The organism is Desulfosarcina variabilis str. Montpellier, from assembly GCF_048565275.1.
In the GTDB taxonomy this organism is placed as follows: domain Bacteria; phylum Desulfobacterota; class Desulfobacteria; order Desulfobacterales; family Desulfosarcinaceae; genus Desulfosarcina; species Desulfosarcina variabilis.
The window spans coordinates 6662759-6686645 of the sequence record NZ_CP159846.1 but is presented as its reverse complement, the minus strand read 5'-3'; the positions used below and the strand labels follow the sequence as shown (position 1 = coordinate 6686645).

At 56.9% G+C, this 23887-nt stretch carries 16 protein-coding genes; all 16 read right to left on the bottom strand.

Annotated elements, in window-relative coordinates:
- Positions 1-4: 4 nt before the first annotated feature.
- Positions 5-2725, bottom strand: coding sequence for a type VI secretion system ATPase TssH (tssH, locus tag Dvar_RS30265; RefSeq protein WP_419656853.1), 2721 nt, complete (start codon positions 2723-2725; stop codon positions 5-7).
- Positions 2718-3779, bottom strand: a complete 1062-nt coding sequence (gene tssG, locus Dvar_RS30260; RefSeq protein ID WP_419656852.1) for a type VI secretion system baseplate subunit TssG — start codon at positions 3777-3779, stop codon at positions 2718-2720. Before tssG ends, tssH begins: the two co-directional genes overlap by 8 nt.
- Positions 3743-5617 (bottom strand): type VI secretion system baseplate subunit TssF, encoded by a 1875-nt coding sequence (tssF, locus tag Dvar_RS30255; protein ID WP_419656851.1) that lies wholly within the window; start codon positions 5615-5617, stop codon positions 3743-3745. Before tssF ends, tssG begins: the two co-directional genes overlap by 37 nt.
- Positions 5618-5628: 11 nt before the next feature.
- The gene (gene tssE / locus Dvar_RS30250) at positions 5629-6114 is read right to left on the bottom strand and encodes a type VI secretion system baseplate subunit TssE (protein WP_419656850.1); all 486 of its coding nucleotides are present in this window, start codon (positions 6112-6114) and stop codon (positions 5629-5631) included.
- Positions 6107-6919 carry a type VI secretion system accessory protein TagJ gene (locus tag Dvar_RS30245; RefSeq protein WP_419656849.1) on the bottom strand — a complete coding sequence of 271 codons (813 nt, stop codon included), beginning with the start codon at positions 6917-6919 and terminating at the stop codon, positions 6107-6109. Before Dvar_RS30245 ends, tssE begins: the two co-directional genes overlap by 8 nt.
- A 33-nt stretch (positions 6920-6952) precedes the next feature.
- Positions 6953-7435, bottom strand: coding sequence for an Hcp family type VI secretion system effector (locus Dvar_RS30240; protein ID WP_419656848.1), 483 nt, complete (start codon positions 7433-7435; stop codon positions 6953-6955).
- A 22-nt stretch (positions 7436-7457) separates the two neighbouring features.
- Positions 7458-8957 (bottom strand): type VI secretion system contractile sheath large subunit, encoded by a 1500-nt coding sequence (gene tssC, locus Dvar_RS30235; protein ID WP_419656847.1) that lies wholly within the window; start codon positions 8955-8957, stop codon positions 7458-7460.
- Between the two features lie 3 nt (positions 8958-8960).
- The gene (gene tssB / locus Dvar_RS30230) at positions 8961-9512 is read right to left on the bottom strand and encodes a type VI secretion system contractile sheath small subunit (RefSeq protein WP_419656846.1); all 552 of its coding nucleotides are present in this window, start codon (positions 9510-9512) and stop codon (positions 8961-8963) included.
- Positions 9513-9592: 80 nt separating this feature from the next.
- On the bottom strand, positions 9593-10732 hold the full coding sequence (tssA, locus tag Dvar_RS30225) for a type VI secretion system protein TssA (RefSeq protein ID WP_419656845.1): 1140 nt from the start codon (positions 10730-10732) through the stop codon (positions 9593-9595).
- Positions 10733-10758: 26 nt separating this feature from the next.
- A complete protein-coding gene (tagF, locus tag Dvar_RS30220; protein WP_419656844.1) occupies positions 10759-12291 on the bottom strand; it encodes a type VI secretion system-associated protein TagF in 1533 nt (510 codons plus the stop codon).
- A complete protein-coding gene (gene tssM, locus Dvar_RS30215; protein ID WP_419656843.1) occupies positions 12288-15848 on the bottom strand; it encodes a type VI secretion system membrane subunit TssM in 3561 nt (1186 codons plus the stop codon). The genes tagF and tssM overlap by 4 nt, the downstream gene beginning before the upstream one ends.
- Positions 15849-15851: 3 nt before the next feature.
- Positions 15852-17168: a type IVB secretion system protein IcmH/DotU gene (icmH, locus tag Dvar_RS30210; protein WP_419656842.1), complete on the bottom strand. Its 1317-nt coding sequence runs from the start codon at positions 17166-17168 to the stop codon at positions 15852-15854.
- Positions 17165-18508, bottom strand: coding sequence for a type VI secretion system baseplate subunit TssK (gene tssK / locus Dvar_RS30205; RefSeq protein ID WP_419656841.1), 1344 nt, complete (start codon positions 18506-18508; stop codon positions 17165-17167). Before tssK ends, icmH begins: the two co-directional genes overlap by 4 nt.
- 119 nt (positions 18509-18627) lie before the next feature.
- On the bottom strand, positions 18628-20187 hold the full coding sequence (gene tagH / locus Dvar_RS30200) for a type VI secretion system-associated FHA domain protein TagH (RefSeq protein WP_419656840.1): 1560 nt from the start codon (positions 20185-20187) through the stop codon (positions 18628-18630).
- 794 nt (positions 20188-20981) lie between these two features.
- Positions 20982-21200, bottom strand: a complete 219-nt coding sequence (locus Dvar_RS30195) for a hypothetical protein (RefSeq protein WP_419656839.1) — start codon at positions 21198-21200, stop codon at positions 20982-20984.
- Positions 21201-21203: 3 nt separating this feature from the next.
- Positions 21204-23870, bottom strand: a complete 2667-nt coding sequence (locus Dvar_RS30190; protein WP_419656838.1) for a molybdopterin-dependent oxidoreductase — start codon at positions 23868-23870, stop codon at positions 21204-21206.
- Positions 23871-23887 lie beyond the last annotated feature (17 nt).

The window sequence follows — 23887 nt, the reverse complement described above, 5'->3', positions numbered from 1 at the left end:
GCCATTAATCAAAGGCGTAGGCAAAACCAGCCTTTTCCTCATCCATGCAAAGATGGGTGCGTGCGATGCTGCGGCCTTCCATTAGAGCGGTCAGGATTTCCCGGCTGACCCGCGGCAGTACGGTATTGGTCAGGATTGCGTCGATCATGCGCCCGCCGCTTTCCAGTTCCGTGCAGCGGCTGACAATATGGGCAATGACCTCGTCGTCAAAGGTGAACGGGATCTTGTGATTGTCCTGGATCCGCTGTTGAATCCGTCCCAGCTGCAGGCGTACGATGTCGCCCAGCACCGCATTGGACAAGGGATAAAAGGCAATGGACACGAGGCGTCCCAGAAGGGCGGCGGGAAATGCATCCAGCAGGGGTTTGCGCAGGGCCTTGGCCAGACCTTCCGGTTCGGGATAAAGGTCCGGATCCTTGCACATATTCATGATCAGATCCGTGCCCACATTGGTGGTCAGCAAGATCAAGGTGTTTTTGAAATCAATAAAGCGTCCTTCACCGTCTTCCATCCAGCCTTTGTCAAACACCTGAAAGAAGATCTCGTGTACATCGCTGTGGGCCTTTTCCACTTCATCGAGCAAAATCACGCTGTACGGTTTGCGGCGTACGGCTTCGGTGAGAATACCGCCCTCGCCGTAGCCCACGTAACCGGGAGGCGCGCCCTTGAGGGTCGAAACGGTGTGGGCCTCCTGGAATTCACTCATGTTGATCGTCACCACGTTCTGCTCGCCGCCGTAAAGCGCCTCGGCCAGGGCCAGGGCCGTTTCGGTCTTGCCCACCCCCGACGGCCCAGCCAGCAGAAAAACACCGATCGGTTTGCCAGGATTATCCAAATTGGCCCGCGAGGTCTGGATGCGGCTGGCGATCATCTCCAGGGCATGGCGCTGGCCGAGAATGCGTCGGTTAAGGATATCGGCCAGGTTCAGAACCGTATCGATTTCATTTTTCACCATGCGGCCCACGGGAATGCCAGTCCAGTCGGCCACCACGCTGGCCACGGACTGGGCGTCCACGGTCGGCAGGATCAGCGGCGATTCACCCTGCAGGGTCTGAAGGTCGGCCTGCAGGGCGAGCAGTGATTCACGCAGGGCCTCATGATCCACCGCCGGCGTATCGGCTGTTTCCGGTTCCGGTATGGTTTGCTCATCATCGACAGTGCTGTCCACCTGGCCGGTGGTTTCGCGCAGGTTTTGGCGAATGGCAAGGATTTGATCGACCAGGTCCTTTTCCTCCTCCCATCGGGCTTCGAGCGTTTGCAGGCGTTCCTGTTCAGCGTCCAGCTTTTGACTGGCCGCTGCATGCCGGTCCTTTGTATCGATGCCCACGCGGCTTTCGCGGTCGATAATCGCAAGTTCGGTTTCCAGAAAACCGATCCGTTTGCGGCAATCATCAATCTCCGGGGGAATGGCATGCTGGCTGATGGCCACCCGCGCACAGGCGGTGTCCAGCAGACTCACGGACTTGTCCGGCAACTGCCGGGCCGGGATGTAACGATGGGACAGGCTGACCGATGCTTCCAGGGCCTCGTCGAGCACCTGCACCCGGTGGTGTGTTTCCATCACCGATGCCATGCTGCGCATCATCAGGACGGCTTTTTTTTCACCGGGTTCATTGATCTGGACGACCTGAAAGCGCCGCGTCAGCGCCGGATCTTTCTCGATATACTTCTTGTACTCCGTCCAGGTGGTGGCCGCCACCGTTCGCAGGGTGCCCCGCGCCAAGGCCGGTTTGAGCAGGTTGGCCGCATCGCCGGTGCCTGCCGTGCCACCGGCCCCGATCAGGGTGTGGGCTTCGTCGATGAAAAGAATGATCGGCGCTTGCGATGCCTGAACCTCATCGATCACCTGGCGCAGGCGTTTTTCGAATTCTCCCTTGTAGCTGGCACCGGCCTGGAGCAACCCCACATCCAGCGCGCGCAAGGTGACGTTCTGCAGCGGCGGGGGCACGTCACCGGCGGCGATACGCAGGGCAAAGCCCTCGACCACGGCGGTTTTGCCCACACCGGCTTCACCGGTCAGGATGGGGTTGTTTTGCCGGCGACGCATGAGAATATCGATGATTTGCCGAATTTCTTCATCGCGCGCCACGATGGGATCGATTTCGTTTTTTCGCGCTTTCTCGGTCAGGTCGGTGGAAAACTGCTGGAGGGCCTCCTGCTTGCCCAAGGCGGCCGGGGCCATCGGGCCCCCAACGGAAGGGGCGGCCGCTGCGTCCAATTGACTGCCGTCCGTGGCGGCCAGCCGGTCTTCCGGTGAGCCGGAAACAATATCCTGGAATCGGGCGGTCAGGGTGTCCAGGTTGATTTTGGCAAATTCTTTTGAAATGCCTTCCAAGGCACGGCGCAGGCCGGCGGTTTTAAGGATGCCGACCAGAAGATGGCCGGTGCGCACCCGAGCATCGCCGAACATCAGGGTGCTGTAAACCCAGCCGCGCTCCACGGCTTCGTCCACATGGGAGGACAGATCCTGCAGGCTGGACGCGCCGCGGGGCAAGCGATCCAGCGCATCGGTCATGTCCCGGGCCAGGGCCGCCGGATTGAGCTCGAAATGCCTGATGATGCGCGACAGATCCGAGTCCTGCATTTGCAGGATCTGATGCAGCCAGTGCACCAGCTCCACATACGAATTGCCGCGCAGTTTACAAAATGTGGTGGCGCTTTCGATTGCCTGATAGGCCAGGCTGTTGAGTTTACCAAACAAAGCATTACGGCTGATCTCAGTCATCAAAAGCCTCCCTTGGAGCCCGGTGGATGATATTAAAGGTATCGATCACCAGATCATCAGCATCGACGGCATGGGGTCTTTTTCCCAGCCAGGTGGTCCAGCCCAGGCGAGATGTCGCGGAAAGCCTGGCGGCGGGCACGGATTCGCGCTTTAATATCAGTTTCAGATCCCAGGCCAGTTCATCCCCGATATAATTTCTCACGATGGCGATCAGACGCCGGATGCGCTTGCCTACCGGCAGCAGACTCTCATATTGCTCCCTGTCAATGGGGCCGACGATGACCCGAAACTTAAACTGACACGCCCAGACCCGTCCCCCCAGAACAGCCGAGTCGCCCAGTGTTCCATTTGCCGGATTGCGTCCCAGGCGGCAACGGCTTTCCTCAGGCAGTTTCAGCCATTCGCCGACAAAGGACTCGATGCGTACCGGCATCTGGAAGTAATCTCCTAAAATATCCTCCAGTCCCTGTGCGCTTTTGGTCTGTGAAGAAAATCGTCCACAGTAGAAGAACTTGGTCAGATCGTCGATTTCGTCATGGTTGCGCAAGGCGGACATGCCGATGCCGGCCAGGGCAGCGATATAGCCGGAAAATCGGTCTGCATGGGGCCGGTCAAAGCTGACGGTGGGTTCATTGTTGGCCCAGGCCCGGTAAAAAAGCGATACCATGCGGTGGTGAAAGATATCCAGGAACCGTATAAAGGTCGCATCTTGGTGACGATCGAGGCGATGCCTGGCGTGCTCGGTAAAATGCAGGGGCAGCGGTCCGTTGGGCCCGAGCAATCCCGGATAGCGGATGGTCAGGCGATGCGGCTTATCGCCCTGGGCGGGGCTGAATGCCGTCAGGTTGGCCGGCTCGAAGGTCGTCGCGGGTTCCTGGCCGATGCGGATCGGATCCTGGGACGGGTGCTGCGATTCTCCCAGCCGAGGCCTTTCCGGGTATAGGCATTCGATCCGCCGCAGGAACGAAAAGAGCCCGAATTCATGGGGCCTTTGCGCCAGTTTAGAAAAATGCCGGTCTATATCGTATGCCGTGTCCCGATCCGTGCCGGCCATCGCTTGATTTCTCCTCGATCGATGGATTCGATCACCGTTTCCGTAAATGTGTTGATACTCACGTAGCGGGCAAAAAACTGTTCCAGGACGGTTCCCAAAAGAATCACACCGCTGCCTTCGAAGGCCGACTCGTCAAACCGCAGACTAAGCTCAAGCCCCCGGCCGAACGTGATCGGCCCGGCGGTTTGCATCCGCCTGACCACCGGACGGGACCGGATGGAAAGCAGGCCGTCAATTTGTTTCCTGACCGTGGGCTCACCCATATCCGCGTAAAGCATCAGGATCTGGCGCAGTGCAGCGGCGCCCTGCTCGCGATCATTATCGATCAACGACAGGTAGTTGAGACTCAGATGACTGATCGCCTGCCAGGCGGTATCCTTGCTCCAATTCGAGCCTTTGGGGCGGGTTGGTCCGCTCAGGCACCGGATCGATTCCACGGGGGCACCGGTTTGCAGCGTGAAGTCAGTGTTTCCGGCGCCGATGGGCATATGCAACGGCAGGTCCCGGTTGGTGCAACGCAGCTCCAAGCCGATTTGCTTCAGATTGCTGCTGTAAGGGGCCTCCAGGGCATCCACCAGTGAGATGTAGGTCTCGCTGCCAATATAGCTGGAGCGGGCACCGTACCGGCGCTGTTTGGTGGAAAGCCGCCGCTGTTCACGATACAGGGTATAGTATGCGTGCCGTTGTCTGGGCGCAGACCGATCCCTGACCGCGTAGAAGGGGAGAAACTCGACCTCCGGTTCGGCCCGGGGACCGAACCCCAGCACCTCGCCCACACCGTACACTTCAAAATCCATGGGCCGCGTCCGATCCGGTACGATGTGATACTCTGTGGTCCGGGGCGTCATGTGAATGCGATCGGCGCGTTTAGAGAAAAGATTGACTGCCGGTGTACAGAACAGGTTCACACAGGAAACGTCCCGGTCGGCGGAAAGCTGCGCATGGCTGCGGTCAAACACAAAAATCAGATCCAGTTCACTTTCCTCGCATCGGCAAATGGCCTGCTGAAGCGACGATACGTCCACAAATAAAAACCGTTCGGGGAAGGTGAAATACTCTTGCAGAAACCGATAGCCACAAAATTCGCGCGGCGTGAAGGGGAGCAGGGCCTCTTTATCGTCAAATCCCATGGGACGAACCGCCGATGCACCGATCGAAAAGCCCTGTGTGGCCGACCGCCGACCCCATTGAACAACACAGTCGATGGTGTTGGCCATCAACTGCTCATACAAATGCACGGCCACCTCACTGCCGCGCAGGTAAAGGGCCAGACGATCCAGGGGCAGATGAGAAAATTGCAGCCCGGCAGTACAGGCCAGGCGCAGGCGCAGCCCGGCTTTCATGCCCGGCCTTACCGTAACACCCAGATTGGCGACGGCACTGGCGTTCGGTAAATACTCGGCATCGAAAAGCTGCAGCGGCCACAGGGTAACGTCATGGGCTGTTGAATAGTTGCAAGCGGTCTGCTCGCCTTTGCCGATCTGGCTGCGCATCTGGGATCCGCGGGGAATCGTGACACCGTTTTGCAGGGACGTATCATTCAGATCCGGTGTCAATTGGACGATGGCCATGGAGGGCACCGGCGCCAGATAATTCGGGTAAACCATCTCCAGAAGATGCTGGGTAAATCGCGGAAATCCGGCATCCACTTTCAATTGCACGCGGGCGGCCAGAAAGGCGAACCCTTCCAGCAATCGCTCGACGTAAGGATCGGCGCATTCAAAGGAATTCAGCCCCAGACGATTGGCGATCTTGGGAAATTCCTCGGCGAATTCGCCGCTCATCTCGCGCATATACTGCAGCTCACGATTGTAGTATTTGAGAAGTTCAGGATTCATTGTTGCCTGTCTTAGGTTTGGATCTCTACCTTGCCTAATTCAAGATCCAAAATCGTTTTCAAAAAAAGATGCTCTGGCAGCGGCTGCGCCCAGAGCTCTCCCTCGATTTCGAAGATGATCTGGTTGTGCTTGGCGGAAGCTTTGGCTTTCACCTTGAGTGAATGCTTGAGAATTCGCGGTTCAAATGCCAGGATGGCCTGTTTCAGGTAACGTTCCAGCGTTGGGGGATCGGCATTGCTTGCCGTGGTGCCGGTAAGATCGGGAATGCCGTAGTTCAGTACCGATTGCCTGACATGGGGATAATCTTCCAGCCCTTGGACGGTTTCCAGACATCCGCTGTTGAGCAGCCATTCCAGATCGCGGCTGACCGAGCGTCTGAGCTGGGCCAGGGACAAGATGCGCTGCTCACGGGACTCGGTGGTTTTGTCGGGCGCATTGTCTTTCAGCCGATCCAAAAGGGATGGCTGGAGCCGTTCCTTGGGGGTCAGTTCAGCCATTGGGTTCCTGATGTGCGGATGAATCAATGATGATGGTGCGGATGTCCAGCAGTGGATAATCATCCTGGTCGGTGGTCAGCATCCGTTGCCCCGTACCATGGTACATGGTGTCCGCGGGCAGGGTCCATTCGGTCTTGCGCGCCATTTGAAACGCCGGGTCTTCGGAGGCCTCGGATCCGGGATACCGGGAGGGGATCAGGCCGAAGGCGTCGCCGCCATTGATCCAGGTAAAATGCGCCGGTAACCAGACCAGGTCCCGCAGATCCTCCACCCCGGCAATCTGTATTGCCTGTATCTGCTCGAAAGGAATCCAGAAATAGCGACCGTTGAGGATGACTTCGAGTATTGGTCCCAGACGCGTGTCGGCATCGGCAATCCATTGGAAGGGCTGGTCGTTGATCGTGCCGCTGCGCTCAGAGGCCATGTCAAAGGCCTGATCGCGCAGCGTCCTGGCTTCTTCATGGCGGGTCTCGGCCGTCAGCCGCAAGGCCTCCAGAAGATAGGCGATCCACTGCGGCGGGTCTCCGAATATCAAGGGCTTGCGACGGCCGGCAAACGTATCTGACCGCCATACCTCGCAACGGATGGCCTCGCGGTAGGGGCCTACCATGGACCAGGCTTTCTCCTCCATATCTTCCAGCACGTTCAACTGGTTCAAGGCCCGTTCCCACTGTCCCAATATGGCCAGGAGCTGAAAGAGAAAAATGCGGTACCGGCTGTTGTCGGGGTGACTGCGGATTTGATTCTGCAGTTCATCCAGTGCACCGCTTAGGTTGCCTTCACGGAAATAGGTTTCTGCGAGCATGAGTCACCCCTTGTTTGTTGTTAATGGCCGTCGTTAGCCTTCTTTGTTGGTTTCAATGTTCCAAGTCAGGTCGATGGCTGCGTCGGCGGAGCCGTCCTCTTTCTGTGGGGTGTAGCTGAAGGTCACCTTGGAAAAATTCAAGGTGATGTTTTCCGTCAGCCGATCCTCCCCACCGCTTCCACCGGTGCTGACCGACGTGACCAGAACCGGTGACATGGTGATGGTTACATAGTCAATCGGATTCTTGCCCGCCTTGCGAATGGAAAGGACCGCTTCGGTCAGGTGCTCGCCATCGCAACATTTGCGAAGCAGGTTGGTCGAGGCTTTGTCAACATACTTGGTGATGGAAACATCCTGGACGTTGACCTTGCCGGAACCACCGCCACCGCCGACATGCATGGAACCGGATTGCGACAAGCCCCAGCTCCAGGCCAGCACATCGATCTCATCCTCATGTCCATCGATTTTGGATTCTCCATCGACACCATCGATTTTTAAAGTAATGTCTACTGCCATGATATCCTCTCTTTCTTTATGGTTAGTTCTTTACGGATGGCAGTTTTGACACCAACCGCAAAGAAACAGTCAAGCCTTCAAGCTGGTAGTGAGGCCGCAAATAAAATTTGGAAGTATAGTACCCGGGATTGCCTTCCACTTCTTCCACGGTTACTTCTGCCGCGGCCAGCGGTTTTTTGGCCTTGGTCGTCTCGCTGGAGTTGGCCGGATCACCATCAACATACTGCATGATCCATTTTTGAAGCCATCGTTGCATCTCATCGCGCTCTTTGAATGATCCGATTTTGTCCCTGACAATACATTTCAGGTAGTGCGCGAAACGGCAGCAGGCGAACAGATAGGGCATCCGGGCGGCCAGATTGGCGTTGGCCGTGGCATCCGGGTCGTCATATTCGGCGGGTTGCTGCAGTGACTGGGCGCCGATAAAGGCCGCAAAATCCGAATTCTTACGGTGGATCAGGGGCATGAAGCCCAGCTTGGCCAATTCGGCTTCCCGCCTGTCCCCGATGCCGATTTCCGTGGGGCACTTCATGTCCACGCCGCCATCATCGGTGGCGAAGGTGTGAACCGGCAGCCCCTCTACGGCACCGCCGGATTCGACACCGCGAATACGCGAACACCAGCCGTAGAATTTAAAGGCCCGATTGATATTGGCCGCCATGGCATAGGCCGAGTTGGCCCAGACGTATTTGCCGGTATCCGCGGCGTCTGTGTCTTCCTCAAAATCGAATGCCTCTACCGGATCGGTCTTGGCACCGTAGGGCAGCCGGGCCAGAAAGCGTGGCATGGTCAAGCCGATATAGCGTGCGTCATCGGATTCACGCAGGGAGCGCCAGGGGGCGTAATCCGCATCTCTGAACTTTTTTGACAGATCCGCGGGCGCCGACAGCTCGGCCCAGGAATCCATTTGCATGACCGACGGGGATGCGGCGGAGATAAAAGGGGCATGCGCGGCAGCGGCGATCTTGGCCATTTCACCCAACAGTTCCACATCCGGCGGGCTGTGGTCGAAGTAATAGTCTCCCACCAGCGCGCCATAGGGTTCACCGCCCATGCGATCGTATTCGGCACCGTAAATCTTCTTGAAAACGGGGCTGGTGTCCCAGCGCGTGCCCTTGAATTTTTTGAGCGTGCCGGCCAGCTCGGCCTTGCTGATATTCATGACTTTGATTTTCAGCATGTCGTCGGTCTCTGTGTTGTTGACAAGGTAATGCAAGCCGCGCCAGGCACTTTCAATTTTCTGAAATTCATCATGGTGCATGATCAGGTTGACCTGCTCGGTCAGTTTGTTGTCGATTTCCGACTTGATGGCCTCAATGGTTCGGATGACGTCGGCGGACACCAGGTTGACATCCTTGAGAACATATTCGGCGAGTGTGCGCACCGCTTTTTCAACCTGCTCCTGGGCCCGATCGGTTCTCGGCTTGAACTCCTTTTGCAAGAGTTGTGAAAACTCACTGGCCTCGGAAACCGGCGCATCGGCTTCGGCCTGGGGTTGTTCCAGATTTTGCTCATCAGCCATGGTCTATTCCTCCTGGTCGGTTTTCTCTTCCGTTGACGAATCGTCGGCATCGGATGCTTCAGTTTTGGCCGCAGCCGTGAGTGCCTGCAGCATGGACGGGTCATTGATCAGTTTGCCGATCAGTTCCTCGGCGCCGCTTTTCCCATCCATGTGGGTCAACAGGTTGTCCAGTTGGGTTCTTGCCTCCAGCAGTTCTTTAACGCCTTCCACTTTGCGCGCGACAGCTTCCGGAGAAAAGTCGTCCAGACTCTCAAATGTGAGGTCGACCTTGAGGTTCCCCTCTCCGGTCAGGGCATTGGGAACATCGAAGGCGACATGCGGCTTCATGGCTTTGAGCCGATCGTTGAAATTGTCGACGTCGATTTCCAAAAATTCGCGGTCGTCCACCGGCACGACGGGATCATCCGGCTTGGGCTTGCCGGAAAGGTCCGCCATGACCCCCATGACGAAAGGAATCTGAACTTTTTTCTCTGCACCGTACAACTCCACATCATACTCAATCTGTACACGGGGCGGTCTGTTGCGGCCGATGAATTTTTGACTACTGGTTGCCATGTCCTTACCTCCTTGGGTTACTGGTTAGTGCCCATCCAGAAAAAATGGCCATTCTGCCCGAGCAAACAGGCCGACAATCATTACTCACCCTCCGGATAGTCGCCGAAAAGCGACTTGATCTGATCGCTGGCCTGGGGCACCAGATCCTGGACGATTTCGATAAAATTTTTTTCAACCAGCTGGCGTGCACGCTTTAGCAGCAGGGGGACCGGGCTGGCCGGCTCTTGGCGATCATAATAGGCACAGATCAGATCCAATGCGTGGATCACGTCCTGTCGGCTGGAAATGGTTTGCATGGTTTTTCCCGTTGATGTTGATGTTGCCGGCTGTTCATCGACCGGTGCGGCATCCTGGGGGGGATCGGTGGGGGCGGGGGCCGGCCGCGTTGAGGATTTGGACGGCTTTGGTTCAGGCAGATGCATGTCAAAAAATGCTGCCATTTCCCTAAGCATGGATTTCAATTCCTCATACTCAGGGGCGTGTTCAGGGCCGACCCGCTCCGCCAACCCGTTTTCAAGCTGCAACAGGCTGTCCATGGACTGATGGATCACTTGGCGGTTGGATTCCAGGGTGCTGACATCGCAGTCCTTGAAGGCTTTTTCGATCATCGGCAGGCTGAGGGCCGATTGGCTGTCTGCATCATGGTTGAGGGTGATTTTCCCGCTGGCGATGTGAATATCACGCAAAGCAATGGTGATCGCCGGATGGGGTGAGAACAGGCAGGCATTTTTAAGGGGGATGATGATGTCCTCACCTTCGCTCAGCGCCCACAGGATATTGATCCGCTCCATGGGGTCGTTGCCATCGGCAGGATCAAGCCTTGGATAAAGGGTTTCCCAGTAGTCGTCAACAAGACCGCTGAGCAGTTCGAGGCCGGTGTAAAGCCCTGGCAGACCATGGTTATGCAGCATGGCGCGGATGAGAAACATCGCGATGCGCAGATCATGAGATCGGGTTAGAAGGGCAAAGGCGTTTTTTTGGACACGTTGCCAATCCGGAGGCTTGGCTTCCTGAACCACTTCTTTGCCGATCACCTGTTCCGGTGTGCCTTTGGTCTCGTTTTCGAGATTCACATAGTCAACGGTCTGGCCAAGGTCCTCCATTCCGGAGGGGGCATCGGGGGCGATATGCACCAGGATTCGTTCAATGTCGATCACATACGATATCGCCGGCGGGCCGTCCGACGATTCAGGATCATTCTTTTTTTTGAATAGGGTCATGTTCGTTTTTTGACTTGTCTGATTGTTCAGCGCGCATCGATGCGGGTGACAATCACGGTCACATTGTCCCGCGCATTCTTTTCCAGGGCCAGGTCGATCAGGTCCCGGGCGCATGTATCGGGGTCGTTCTTGGCAAGCACGCTGTCGATCTCATGCGCCTTGACGGCTTTTACCAGACCGTCGGAACAAAGCAGGTACTGATCTCCGGGCATGGCTTGAAACCGGATGATGTCCAATTGCAGGTCTTGATCCCCTCCCAATGCCCGCGTGATAACATTACTGGTGTTCGCATCTGTCGGTGTCGTCGGGTTTGGGGCCAATCCTTCAGTATTTTCACAATGGTCGTGCGTCAGCTGGGACAGCCGCCCCTGCCGGTATCGGTAAAGCCGGCTGTCTCCCGCCCACAAGGTGGCGCAGTCGCTGCCCGCAGCCAGGAGGACCACCACGGTGCTGCCCATGATTTGGCCATCCTCGAAGTGCTGGGCGCGGTTGATCAGGTCCGTGTTGGTCGTCTGAAGCGAGTCGCTCACATCGGCGATCAGGGTTTCAATGCTTCCGGTTGATTCAACACCGCGCAATCCCTCAATGATCGCCCGGCTGGCCGCATCACCGGACCGGTGGCCGCCCATGCCGTCGGCAACCGCCCAGATCCCGGCCTCCGGCCTTGTCAGGAAGGCATCCTCGTTCAACTCGCGCACCGTACCAACGTGGCTGAGCCCAACGCCGTGCCACCGTACCGGATCGGCTGCGTGGCTGTGGCCTGCCGGTTGGACTGATTGTTTGGGGGTGTCTTCACCATCAAACAAGAAGGGTGAAATACAAACGGGTTGCGTTCCACCAAATGTTTGCCAGTCACCGGTAAGAAACCCGGAAAAATCACTCGCCGGCGGCAACCCGCGGTAGATCAGCAGGGACGGTTCTAACAGATCGGATCCGTCGGTGCTCCACATGCTGTATTGGGCATAATGACGCTCAAGCAGGCAGATGGTCAGTTCTTTTAAGGCCTGCGGCATGTGGGTCAGTGTTTGCATTTCGATTCGGATGGGGGGCCGGCCGGCGTCTGGCTCCTTCCAAGGCACAGGCAAGGGCTTGTCATCATCCCCTGGCAGCGGCTTGAGCCGCCGCTGTTGCAATTGACGGTCAAAATCGTCCAGTTGGCAATCCACTTCGAGGGCACCCAGCGCCAGCGCTTCCAGGGCTTCAAACCATCCCGCTTGGGTGGTGAACAGATAGGGCAGATCCATGCGCTCATCCACCATGGCGGCCAGGGTCAACGGAAAATAGCGTCCCACCTTGTCCACGCTGGGCATCAGAATGCCGGCCGACGCCCTGTTGCCACAACTGCCGGAAGCCATGACGAATCGCCATATGGGGCTGGTCAGGTAGATATCCAGCCAGTCGCCCGCCAATTGTTGACGGCTGATGGACAGCGCCTCCTGGATCCAGGCGTCCCAGGTGCTGACAAAAGCGGATGGCAATCGCCGCGAGACGAAATCACCCACTGCGGGCAGTTTTCCAAACATGCCTGGAACGCCCGGCATCAGCGTTTCGGACATCATAATCCCTCCGGGCAACGAAACTGCTTCAGGGCGGACAGCATGAAAGGGTTGTCGGCGCTGCTGGCCCTCAATTCGAATCGGGCCTGGTAGCCTCTTTTGTGGAACGTAATCCGAAACCGGTCCGGCACCGAGGTTGCCTCCACCCGGGCCTGGTCCAGAATTCGAAACAGAGCCCAGGGACCTTCGGCAACATCGAAGAATTCCTGTCCGTCCAGTGTCTGATAGGTCAGCCTGACACCCCGGTCGGTGTCGGGACCCGGCCAGGTAAAGTGTGTCGACCGAATGGGACCATGGCTGTAGAGAAGGGGGTGCCCCTGCATGTTCATGCGGAAGGCGGCAATTCTTTCATCCAGGGCCAGCGGGCGCAGTTCGAATTCAAGGGTCGGGGACGTGGCGCCGGCAACAAAAAAAGCCCGGCGAATCCTATCCGCATTTTGAAATTGTTCCAGCACAGACCTATTCAGCCCCATGCCCTGATCATCCATGGCCTCTTGTCGCCACACCGGACGGCTGGTATCGACAAAAGGCTGGATGTGCTCCTGGAAATAGCGGTCGATGGTGCCGTTTGGTGCAAAAAAGCGGCTGAAATCGGCCAGCGTCGCATCCCAGGGGCTGTCAAACAGGGGATAACGCTTGTCCAGACCGGATCGGTAGGGGGTCAGGACTTCTCTTTTCCAGATGGTATCGAGCTCTGATTTGGCAGAGGTCAGGGTGAGTTGCCACCCAAACGCGGTCAGGGACAAAAACCAGCGTTGCAAGGGCTCCGGCAACCGTTTGAATTCCAGCTTGGCCAGTTTGATGGTGTCGCTTGCGCCGGCACCGCTCATGCGCTGCCTGGCCATGCGCAGGGCCTGCTGATCACTTTTTGCCGAACTGCCGATCATCATCATGTCGTCCCGCAGGGCGGCTAAGCGGCCGAGAACATGATCGATGGGCAGCGGGGTTTTCTCGTCACCCTGGACCAGGATATTCAGATCCTCGAAATGCCGCTCCATTTGCCGTAAGGGACGGGACACCGCCGTCTTTGGTGGCGTCTGGGGCATTGGGGAAAAGAAATCTTCTGCGGACGCCGGTGTTTCCTCATCGGCGCCGGTGGATGCCTCGGCGGGTTGATGCCGGGTCAATGCCGTGTTTGCGTCGACGGCTTCCAGCAGGGGGCGGATCGGCGTATCGGGTGAGGAAAGGATATCCAGAAGTTGAATGGTGTCGTTGACGCCGCGTACCGGCCTGAGGTTCAACTCGTCCAACAGCCGGCGCCAGTGTTTTTCATAATCGGCGAAGTACAGTTTCTCCAAATCATCGTACAATCGGTTCAGATCACCGGCCTGGTCCGCGGCGGGGTTCTCCAATACCCAGTTTTGGGCGATGGCCTTTTTGACGAAGTCCAGTCCCTGGCGTTTGAAATACGTCGTGTAGCCATCGCGGGTATAAAAGCCGGGGATGGTCTGTTGCTGGATGGTTTGCGCCTGGAACACCTGATCGCCATACCGTCCCAGATTGTCGGCCAGATGGAAATCGTGGGATTCATCCGACAAGGCTTCATTTTTCAGGTGGGCGTAGATTTGCATGCCCAGCGGGATCGAATTCAATTTGCGGCGGACATCGGCGACTAGCGCCGTATCCAGAACAATCGGTTCAAGCCAATCCTTGTCACCCAACATGATCTGGGTATGCTCGATCAACCCTGAGCGAACCTTGGGCTGTCTGGCAAACAAGCGTTCCCATTCCCGGCCTAACACCGCGACCACCTGTTTCGAATCCAGTTTGTCAGGCCGGCCCAGCATCAAATAGCATCTTAGCAGGCCGTAAAGCCTTCCCGGATCAGTCGGGCGCGACGACCAGACACCGAATCGCAGGCGCTGTTCCAGATGGGACTGGATCATGGGCAGCAATCCGTTGGTGAGCAGTTGATGGTAGGCCCGGTTGATTTCGGATTGCAGTTTTTCTCCCTGGTAAAGGCCAAGGTGGGCCCAGATCGACGGGGTCTGATAGACCTGGTCGGCGGCTTTAAGAATTTCAAGCCAGGTAAGCTGGGCCATTTCCCGCCGATTGTCTGCCTTGGCCGATGCCTGGATGGTTTTCTCAAGCCGGTCGATCTGGTGATTGACCCGTGAAATGGCCCGCTTGTTGGCGACATAGCTGATCCCCCAAAGCGTGGTCATGACGACCAACAATACCGCCAAACCGGCGAATACCCCCCTTTGCAGCCAGCGCCGCCGTTTTTCGATAAGCGGATCGACGCCGGTAAGGTCGGCCTCACGGATGATGACGTCCTTGAGCAGTCTTGTAATGAAAAACGATTTGGCGCGTCCGCTGAACACGGGCTGACGCTGCCGATCGAACCCATAGGTGTCGGCCAGTTGCCCAAGCACGCGGTCGATGGGGGTGCCCTCCTGGGTCCCGCTGGTAAAGTATACACCGCGCAGCAGGGGGGTGGTCTCAAAGCGACTGGCGGAAAAGGTGTCCGTTAGAAAGAGAAAAAGAGACGTTTTCAGTAGTGCCATCTGCTGGGGAAAATCAAGGATCTGAGAACGGCGCGCAAGGTCCCGCTCTTCATGAATACGGTGCAGGGTGCGCTGATTCAACCGCTGCATCAATTCATCGAAGCGTTTTTCAAAGCCGCCTATTTGCTGTTCAACGGACAGGTTCGCGCTGCCTTTAAATGTCTCTCCCCATACCTGGGCACGTGCGTCTGCGTTCAGGTCGGCAAAAAAATCGGTGAAACCGGCCACCAGGTCGCATTTGGTAAACAGCAGATAGACGGGAAACCCCACGTTGAATACCCTATACAGCTCCTGAATGCGCTGGCGTACATCGCCGGCAATCCGATTGCGGGCGTCTTCATCATGCTGAAGCAGGTCCGCCATGCTCATGGTCACCAGCACACCGTTGATCGGCCGACGGGGTCGATACCGCTTGATCAGGTCCAAAAATCCTTTCCAGGCGGCTTCATCCACCGGTTGATGACTGTCCTGGGTGGTATATCGCCCGGCGGTATCGATGAAAATGGCCTCGTCGGTGAAAAACCAGTCACAATTGCGCGTTCCACCGATCCCTCGGACCGTCTTTTGTCCCTGGCGGTCTGACAGGGGAAATGTCAATCCGGAATTTTTAAGGGCGGTTGTTTTTCCCGATCCGGGGGCGCCGATCAGCACGTACCAGGGCAGTTCATACAGATAGCGCGTATCCCACCGGCCGCGTGCCTGGGCTTGTTTCAAGCGCAAAAGGGCATCCTCGAACTTACCTTGCAGATCGCTTACTTCATCGTCCTTGGCTTTGGCCAGGGCTTCTTGGGCGGGGTCCGCCTGGGGAGCGGATAGCTCGGATATCAATTGCTGGTCGGCCCGCCGGGCACGCAACAGCATCAGCAAAATGATGATCGCCCAGATGGCGACAATGCACAACATGCAAAGCAGCCGATTCAATTTCGGCAGCAGCGGGGCCTTGCCGGCAATGCTCACCCAGGGGCCGACAAGCCAGACCAGGACACACAAGGCGATGATGCCAGAGAGCTGGATGATTGATTTTCGTTTAAAAAATCCGAGAAACGCTTTCATGCATTACCTGATATGGATATCGATGCGGCGGTTTTTCGAACGGTTGGCCGCCGTGTCATTGGGCCTGACCGGTTCGCTGGCGGCGCGACCATCGTAGCGCACCCGATCGTCCAGTGAGGCGGCCTTGGACATGATCAGCGCCACATTTCTTGCCCGTGCCTGGGAGAGATGCCAGTTCGACGGAAAACGGGCCGAGAATATGGGACGGTTGTCCGTATGGCCGATGACCAGGACCAACCCATTGTCGGTTTCAAGCGCGCGGGCGATTTTTTGCACCATGGGCACATAGGCCGCATCCAAGCGGTCGCTACCCGATGGAAACGCGTCCGTAATGCGCAGCAGGTTTCCATTCACAATTTCGACCATGCCGCGGGCGATCTCCCCGTCCAACAGCTGTTCAAAACGGTGGGTTGGCGGCCGGGGGGCAACCGACGCGGACGTTGCCGCCGGTCGGCGGGTGTCCACCGGTGCGGCGGCGTGCTGAACCTCGCGGGTTGTTTCAGCCAGGCGCTGGTAGGTCCGGTTGGAGGCGGTGTTGATTGCATAGACAAACCCCATATAGATGACGGCCAGCAGCGCGGCCGCCACCACCGCACCGACCCAGACGGGGACGTGTTTTTCGATTGGGGCGCGCTTGTCTTTCATGCCCTGCCAGTGGATGGAAAGCGGATCTTCCCGGTTGCCTTTGGATTGCCGGATCAACAGGTACAGGTCCTCGCGCAGGCGATCGAGGTCGCGCATGCCGCTGGCAACATGGCGATATTTGCCTTCAAAACCAAAGCCCAGGCATAAGTAGGCCAGCTCGAGCAGATTCAGATGCTCCTGCGGGCGGGCTTGCAGTTGATCCAGGATCTGGAAGAACCGTTCGCCGCCTTTCGCTTCACTGTGAAACTGGATTAACAGACTCTGGCTGCCCCAATTGCTCTGGCTGCCCCAGGGGGTGTTGAGGACGGTTTCATCGATCAAAGTGCATAGCAGGTAGCTGGCGGTTTTGATCTGCTTTTGCTCGATGCCAAGGCCGGTCAATTGCTTTTCGAAGCGTCCAATACTGTTCGCCATCTGATCGAGAAGGTCGTCGACCGCATGATGGTAGGGCAGTTTGCGAAGTTTGGGGACGACCGACAGGAGAGAAAACGCATGGGTGACAAACGGGTTGTCGGCCGCCAGAAAATCCGCGGTTTGGACCACCGTGCGCTGGGCGGAATATGGCTGATTAGGGCTGGGCGCGCCCGATGCCCGCCGCCGGCGGCCTCCGGGAGAAGGACGCAAAATGGTCTTTTCGGCATCCCAGTCCGTTGAAAATGGATCGGATGGACTCATTCAGCCGACCCTTTCCGGATCGCCCAGAACTCGAGTTCCAATCCCGGAAAACTGCCACCGATTTGAATGGCGAAGCCGCCCGAGGTTGCCATTTTTTCCCATAAGGGCCCCTGTCTGCTGAGTTCAAAATAGGTGAAACCGGCATGGATCGGTATCTGCCGGGGGGCGACGGGCAATGGATCGATAGCGATGCCCGGCAGGGCCGAGTTTACCAGCCGTTGAATTTCTTCCACCGGCCCGATTTTTACTTGCTGGGGGAAGCGTTGGCGCAGGGTTTCTGGCGGCAGCTGGGCATTGGCCGCAAGAACGAAAAGGGCATTATTGATCAGGTGGGGATCCGGTCTTTTGGCCGCGTAAACACCGTATTTCGGTTTGCTCAGCGGTATCTTGACCGCGGTCGGTTGATACACCTGACCGAGCAGTCGCCGAAGTTCTTCCATCAGCGGCCCAAATGTGGCTTGCAGGTTGTCGTGATTATACATGGGCAGTGGGGCCGGCCGTTTATCGGCCCGAAAATGGGTCCCCATTTCTCCGGCCAGCTGGATGGCGTGGCGATAGAACACTTCCGGATGCAAACCGGCCGTGTTGGCAAAATGGCCGAATAAGGGCTGATACCGGTTGACCAACTGGAGCAGTAAAAAATCGGCGATTTCAGCCACGCCCCCATGGCCGGCCATGACCACGCGTTCGGCTATGGCCGCGCCGCGGGTATTCAAAAGCCCGTGGAGTTCCTGCAAAAACCCCGACAGCTGGGCCGTGGCCGCGCAATTCAAACTCGGGGGGATAAAGTGGTCATCGAGTACGATGGTACGATCACTTTGCACTTCAATGATCCGGGCCACCGCCAGGCACGAGAAACCGGATCGTTCCTGCCTATGAAAAAGCAAAGCCGTCTTGAGGTTGCCGATTTGCAGCGGTGCTTCACCCTGGCTGCCGCCGGTGCTGTCTTTGACGCTTCGCTCTTCAATGCGATACCGGGCCAGGTTGTCCGCCTCACCGGTACTGTTGGCGGTCTCCGCTACCCCCATGCGGCGCAGGGCAACGGCCAGGTAGACGATTTCATCGCGGATTTCAAGCGGAATCTCCAGTGGCTGTGGAAGCGCGTCCTGTTCGGGAAGATCGAAGGGTGTTCCGTCGGCGAAAATCCCCTTGCAACCAGTGATGGAAAGCTTTCCGCTGCGCAACAGGTTGGTGTCGATGGACAGCTGATAAAAGCCTCTGTCATAAGGTCGCAACCCAAGGCACCGGCCATTGACAACACCCTCCAGATATCGATCCTGCTGCTGGAAATGCTGAGGCTGCAAAAACATCCCTTCTGACCATATGACCTTGTTAAACATAGGCAATCACTCTTTCTTGACGGATTCGTAAAAAGCCCGATATCGGCGTTACGCTTCATCCTTCGTCATTGCGGAGTACGATTCGTACGCTGCCTACGGCACCCGCGACAGCGGTATTCCTAAGGATCCGAAAGCCTTGATCTCGGGCTTTTTACGAATCCGTCCGAATGGCGGCCTTTTACGAGATCATCTGTCTTGGGGCCGCTCAAATTTTCGGATTGGTGTTGCAACTTGGACAACTGCGCTTCATAGGCACGCGACAGGGCCTCACCAAAAAAATCGTCCAGGGCGGTATGGGCGATTTGCGCATAGGCCTCTTGGAATGCATCCCAGAGTTTGGCTTTTTTAGAGAAAATGGCATTTTCTTTGTGTTGCTCTTGGAATCGAAGCGGATCAAACTGTTCGATCAGGTGAATGACTGCCGCCTGGATGCCCGCGGTCATCGCCAGGTGATGGTTCATGATTTCCGCGAACCCCTCACGGACGGCCGCTTGGGGATCGACAAACCCCGGCTTGTCGCCGGTGATCAGCTGATCAATCGTTTCTTCGATATTATCGAAGAATTTGAGCGGGTTGTTATCCGCCGGCATGATCTGGGTCGTTGACATGCGAAGTTGTATTTTCTGTTCTGCGCGACCTTTCAACAGGGTGACCAACCCTATGACCATCTCTCTAAAAACGGTTCCCAGGGTGTGCATCAGGTGGGGGATATCTTCTTGTTGGAAGCGGTTTGTATTTTTGACCCCTGCAGCGTCCAGGAAAAGGCGCAACCCATCACTGTCGGTGTACTGACCGACCGGTTGATGGCGCTCTGGTTCATCATGGGCCGTTTCAACGTGGGTTTGTTCAGGTTTTTCACCCTTATCCGGTTGATCAAAAATGGCAGAAAATTCCGGTGCGTCGGGTATGCTTTCGATATCTTTCCGCAAGAACCGCGCCGTCTTTGGAATCTCACCGTCTTTGATGAAAAAGCGGTTTTTTTCTTCTTGCGGCGCAGCATCGCCCGCGTCATGATCGCTATCCGGAACAGCATCACTGGGTTTGGCTTTCCGTTGCTCGGGTTGCGAATCAATATCCTGAATCAGTTCTTCAAAATTGAAGTCCGTCGGGATCTGCTCGGCCGGGGATGCCTCATTGATGACATCCGGCGGGCTGAATGCTTCATCAAGGCCGGCGTTGTTTGCCTGATCGCCTGAGTCAGGCCGCCAATCATGGTCTTCGACATTTTCTCCATCTGCATCCGGCCACCAGGGCGCGTTTTCATCCGATGTCGTCAGGTTCGCCTGAACGTCTACGGATTGGGTTTGGGAAAGATTATCAGCAGCGCTGGCCGTTGCTTCGAAAAGGTCCGCGGAGTGGATCCTGACCACCAGTTCATAATCCCCGATCCATATACGGTCGCCATCGGCAAGCCGTGCGCTTTCGTCATGGATGCGTGTGGTCCGGTTTCGATGATAAGTACCGTCGATACTCGAATCGGTTAAATAATAATGACCATCCCGATACGATATTGTCGCATGGATGCGGGAAATGTAACGGTCCGGATCCGGTAGAAATAGATGATTGTCTTTTTCCTCAGAAAGACGCCCGATCGTTCCACCATCTTGGTCAAAAGAAATATCCATGGCTTCTGCCGGCGGGTGTCCTTTGACGCTCAGTACGCTAACTTCAAGGGGCATTGTACCTCATTTATTGGAAATGATAATCAATGATAAATGGTTGATAAAGCTCCGCCTTTCTGATTACATGCCGGATTTAGTGGAAGTACCAGATATTACAACTATATAAACAATTTGCTGGAACCACGTATGTGATGCCTGTCACAATCCGGCGATGGGTCCGCTGGTTTTTTGAAAATGTTGCGAATCCGTCAAATCAGAAAAGAATCTTAGTTGTGCGGCTGAATTGTTGAGGCCGTTGATAGGAAAGGGGGGAGACTGGCCTCCATGATTTTGCTTTCCAATCCAGTCTGCCGTGACAACGACGCAATCGAAAATGCTGCGTGCAATTGGTTGCAGAGCCTTCCCTTTATCATTACCCGTAGCCCCGAAGCTGATCCCTCATGGATCGTTTTGCCATCGACAAATGAACAAGGTTAAGCACAGATTTGTTGTCAATCGCAGCGGCAAGCTCGTTTTTTAATCTCTCAGACAATCCAGCAGGCAATTAGATGATTAAGATAAATACCATTCAACCAACGATGTATTTCTTTCAGTTTCTGTACGTTATGACCTCAATCCGTTGGGCGGATGAATATAAAGGCCTTAATAAGAGGAAAGCCGGTAACGCATGGACATGTCACGCCATATCAATGGGAAGTCCGCAAAAAAAATAATCGATACCGTGAATCGCGCTACAGCCAGGATGCCGAACACTACGGATATTTATCAGCCGAAGAAGAGAATGCGCTCGTTTCAGAATTGTAGATAAATCAGATAATACTGTGAAATTTTATTAAGAATCCTGTAGACTGTCAATAAAGAATACTTGTCACTGGATAACCGCGGTAAGAGGGAAAAATGCTGCGGTTCAACCATGCGAGCAGACAAACTAATTCTGCGGCCAGGGCCAGGGCGATGGCCTCGTTCCAGTCGTGGGGATTCCATAAAAAGTCATCCCAGTCGAAATAGATATCGTGACCGGCGACTGTGCGAAGTCGCCGGTCACGGGCAGGGGGGATGTTGTGGCTCATGGGCTATGCTTTATTCTTCGCCTCCAGGGCCGCCTTGACCTTGTCCGGGGTTGCCGGCAGGTCGGTGATCCACACGCCGCAGGCATTGTAGATGGCGTTGATCACGGCCGGAGCGGTGGAGACCATGGCCATTTCACCCACCCCGGTGGCGCCTAACGTACCTCTTTTCCGCGGCGTTTCACGGGTGATCACACGCATGTCAAAAGCGGTTTTCATACTGGGGAAAGGGAAGGTCCGCCAGTCGGTGGTTTTGCCTGCCACATAACGCTCACGCAGGGCATAGCCTACGCCCATGTCCATGCCGCCGTGCATTTGCCCTTCCAGGTTGTTGGGGTTGATGACCGGGCCGGCGTCCACCGCGGCGGTCATCTTCACCACCCGTACCGCGCCGGTTTCGGTATCGACCTCCACCTCGGCCAGCTGAATGGCATGCACATCGGAGTCGGAGGAGGGACCCTGGCCGGTTACAGGGTCCAGGGGGGCCGTCGATAGTGTGGACTTATGGCCCACGTAGCGCGTCGGCCGGTCCGCGGCAATGAAGGCCGCATGGGTCTTGGCGCCCACCTCGTCCATGGCGGCTCTCAGTTGCTGCAGGGCATCCACGGTGGCGCCGCCGATCATGAAGGTCACCCGGCTCCCCGAAGCCGGCCCGCCGGCGGCCGTGCGGTCGGTGCTGCGGGTGTCGATGCGAATGTGGTCAAGGGGCAGATCGAGTACCTGGGCCGCCAACTGGGTGAGCATGGAATCGTTGCCCTCTCCGGGATCGGCAGCGGCAGCGTATACCGTTACCTTGTCGTCGGACTCCAGTTCCACGACACTGATGGACTTGTCGCCTGGAAAACCGATGCCGAAGGCGGCCGCGCCCAGGCCGATGCCGCGTTTGATCGGGCCGTCGGTTGCAGCCTGAGCCGCATGGGAAAGGGCGCGATCATAATCAGGCTTTATCGCTTCGCACAGGCCCTCGAAGGCCCACTCGTCGACCACATGTCCGGTGGCCTTGGTCTGCCCCGGCTGCAGGGCATTCAGTTCTCTCAGCGCCAGCGGATCCATACCCAGTTTTTGGGCCAGCATGTCTATGGCGCACTCCAGGGCATAGTGAGCCTGAGGGGGGCCGGCACCGCGGGCCGCGCTGCCCCAGGGATTGTTGGTGTAGACCAGCTTTGATGCCACCTTGATGTTGGGAATGAAGTAGGAGCTGGAAAGCATGTGCAGCGCCCGGTTGATGATCACGTTGCCGATGGAGTGGTAGGCCCCGTTGTCCACGGTCATGTCCATTTCCAGGGCGGTGATTCGGCCTTTTTCGTCGGCACCTAAGCGGACCTGCATGTCAAAGGGATGGCGCTTGGAAGTGATCAGCATGGATTCGGCCAGGCTGGGGATGTAACGCACCGGCCGTTTGAATTTAAGGGCCGCTGCCCCGGCGATGCCTTCGGTGAAAATTTCCAGTTTGATGCCGAACTGTCCGCCGGAAAAGGATTCCTCGTAACGGATGTTCTCGAAGCCCAGGGCCGCCTGCAGGATAGCCATGTGCAAATGGATGTTGATGCTGCGGCCGATCACCACCAATTGGGCGTCTTCGCCTTCACCCTCCATGTAGGCCACCGAGTTTTCCGGTTCCATGGGCGCCTGATGGTTGATCTGGGTGGAAAAGCGGCTTTCCACCACTGTGGCTGCCGAGGCAAGGGCTGCATCGGCATCGCCCTTGATCAGTGGCTGCCTGAAACACAGGTTGGGCCGGTCCGCATGGATCTGTCGGGCATCGGGAGCCATGGCCTGGGCCGGGGAGGTGATTTCAGGTAGCGGCTCGTAGTCAACCTTTACGGCCGCGGCCGCCGCCTCGGCCTGCTCGCGGGTGTCGGCGACCACCACGGCCACCGGATCACCCAGGGTGCGCACCCGGTCCTCGCACAGAACAGGCCGGTCGTCGGCGATGTATTTCAGGCGGTTGCTGCCTTTGATGTCTCTGGCGATGAGGGTGCCGATAACGCCGGGCATGGCCTCGGCCGCAGTACAGTCGATGGCTTTAATCTCTGCGTGCATGTGGGGGCTGCGCACAACAACGATCTCGGCGGCGCCGGGCATATTGATGTCGGCGGCAAACTCGGCTGTGCCGCAGGCCTTGGCCAGGGCCGAGGGGCGCGGGTGAGATACACCCATTTTCTCATCTGTGGGGTTGGGGCGGATGTCTTTAGGAATGACCTCGCATCTTAAGAAACGGCCGGCCAGGCGCACCGCATCGATGATCTTGGCATAACCGGTACAGCGGCACAGGTTGCGGCGCAGGGCGTGTTTGATTTCATCGTCTGTCGGATCGGTGTTGGTGTCCAGCAGCGCCTTGGCGGCCATGATCATGCCTGGGGTGCAGTAGCCGCACTGAATGGCACCGGCCAGCACAAAGGCCTCCTGGATCAGATGGGGATTGGCCGGTGTCCCCAGCCCTTCCACGGAAATCACATCTGCGCCGTCGAGTTTGGCAACCTTGGTCAAACACGACAGCATGGCCTTGCCGTTGACAATCACCGTGCAGGCACCGCATTGTCCTTTGCGGTCGCAGGACTGTTTGGCACCGGTCAGATGGAAGTGTTCACGCAATAGATCGAGCAGAACCAGGTCATCGTCGACAACGACCTGCTTTTCAAGGCCGTTGATTTTAAGATTAATTTTTTTCAAGATATCTCCTGGTCAGA

Coding starts and splice junctions, on each gene's coding strand:
- tssH (WP_419656853.1), bottom strand. CDS start 2,725: ATGACTGAGATCAGCCGTAATGCTTTGTTTGGTAAACTCAACAGCCTG.
- tssG (WP_419656852.1), bottom strand. CDS start 3,779: ATGGCCGGCACGGATCGGGACACGGCATACGATATAGACCGGCATTTT.
- tssF (WP_419656851.1), bottom strand. CDS start 5,617: ATGAATCCTGAACTTCTCAAATACTACAATCGTGAGCTGCAGTATATG.
- tssE (WP_419656850.1), bottom strand. CDS start 6,114: ATGGCTGAACTGACCCCCAAGGAACGGCTCCAGCCATCCCTTTTGGAT.
- Dvar_RS30245 (WP_419656849.1), bottom strand. CDS start 6,919: ATGCTCGCAGAAACCTATTTCCGTGAAGGCAACCTAAGCGGTGCACTG.
- Dvar_RS30240 (WP_419656848.1), bottom strand. CDS start 7,435: ATGGCAGTAGACATTACTTTAAAAATCGATGGTGTCGATGGAGAATCC.
- tssC (WP_419656847.1), bottom strand. CDS start 8,957: ATGGCTGATGAGCAAAATCTGGAACAACCCCAGGCCGAAGCCGATGCG.
- tssB (WP_419656846.1), bottom strand. CDS start 9,512: ATGGCAACCAGTAGTCAAAAATTCATCGGCCGCAACAGACCGCCCCGT.
- tssA (WP_419656845.1), bottom strand. CDS start 10,732: ATGACCCTATTCAAAAAAAAGAATGATCCTGAATCGTCGGACGGCCCG.
- tagF (WP_419656844.1), bottom strand. CDS start 12,291: ATGATGTCCGAAACGCTGATGCCGGGCGTTCCAGGCATGTTTGGAAAA.
- tssM (WP_419656843.1), bottom strand. CDS start 15,848: ATGAAAGCGTTTCTCGGATTTTTTAAACGAAAATCAATCATCCAGCTC.
- icmH (WP_419656842.1), bottom strand. CDS start 17,168: ATGAGTCCATCCGATCCATTTTCAACGGACTGGGATGCCGAAAAGACC.
- tssK (WP_419656841.1), bottom strand. CDS start 18,508: ATGTTTAACAAGGTCATATGGTCAGAAGGGATGTTTTTGCAGCCTCAG.
- tagH (WP_419656840.1), bottom strand. CDS start 20,187: ATGCCCCTTGAAGTTAGCGTACTGAGCGTCAAAGGACACCCGCCGGCA.
- Dvar_RS30195 (WP_419656839.1), bottom strand. CDS start 21,200: ATGAGCCACAACATCCCCCCTGCCCGTGACCGGCGACTTCGCACAGTC.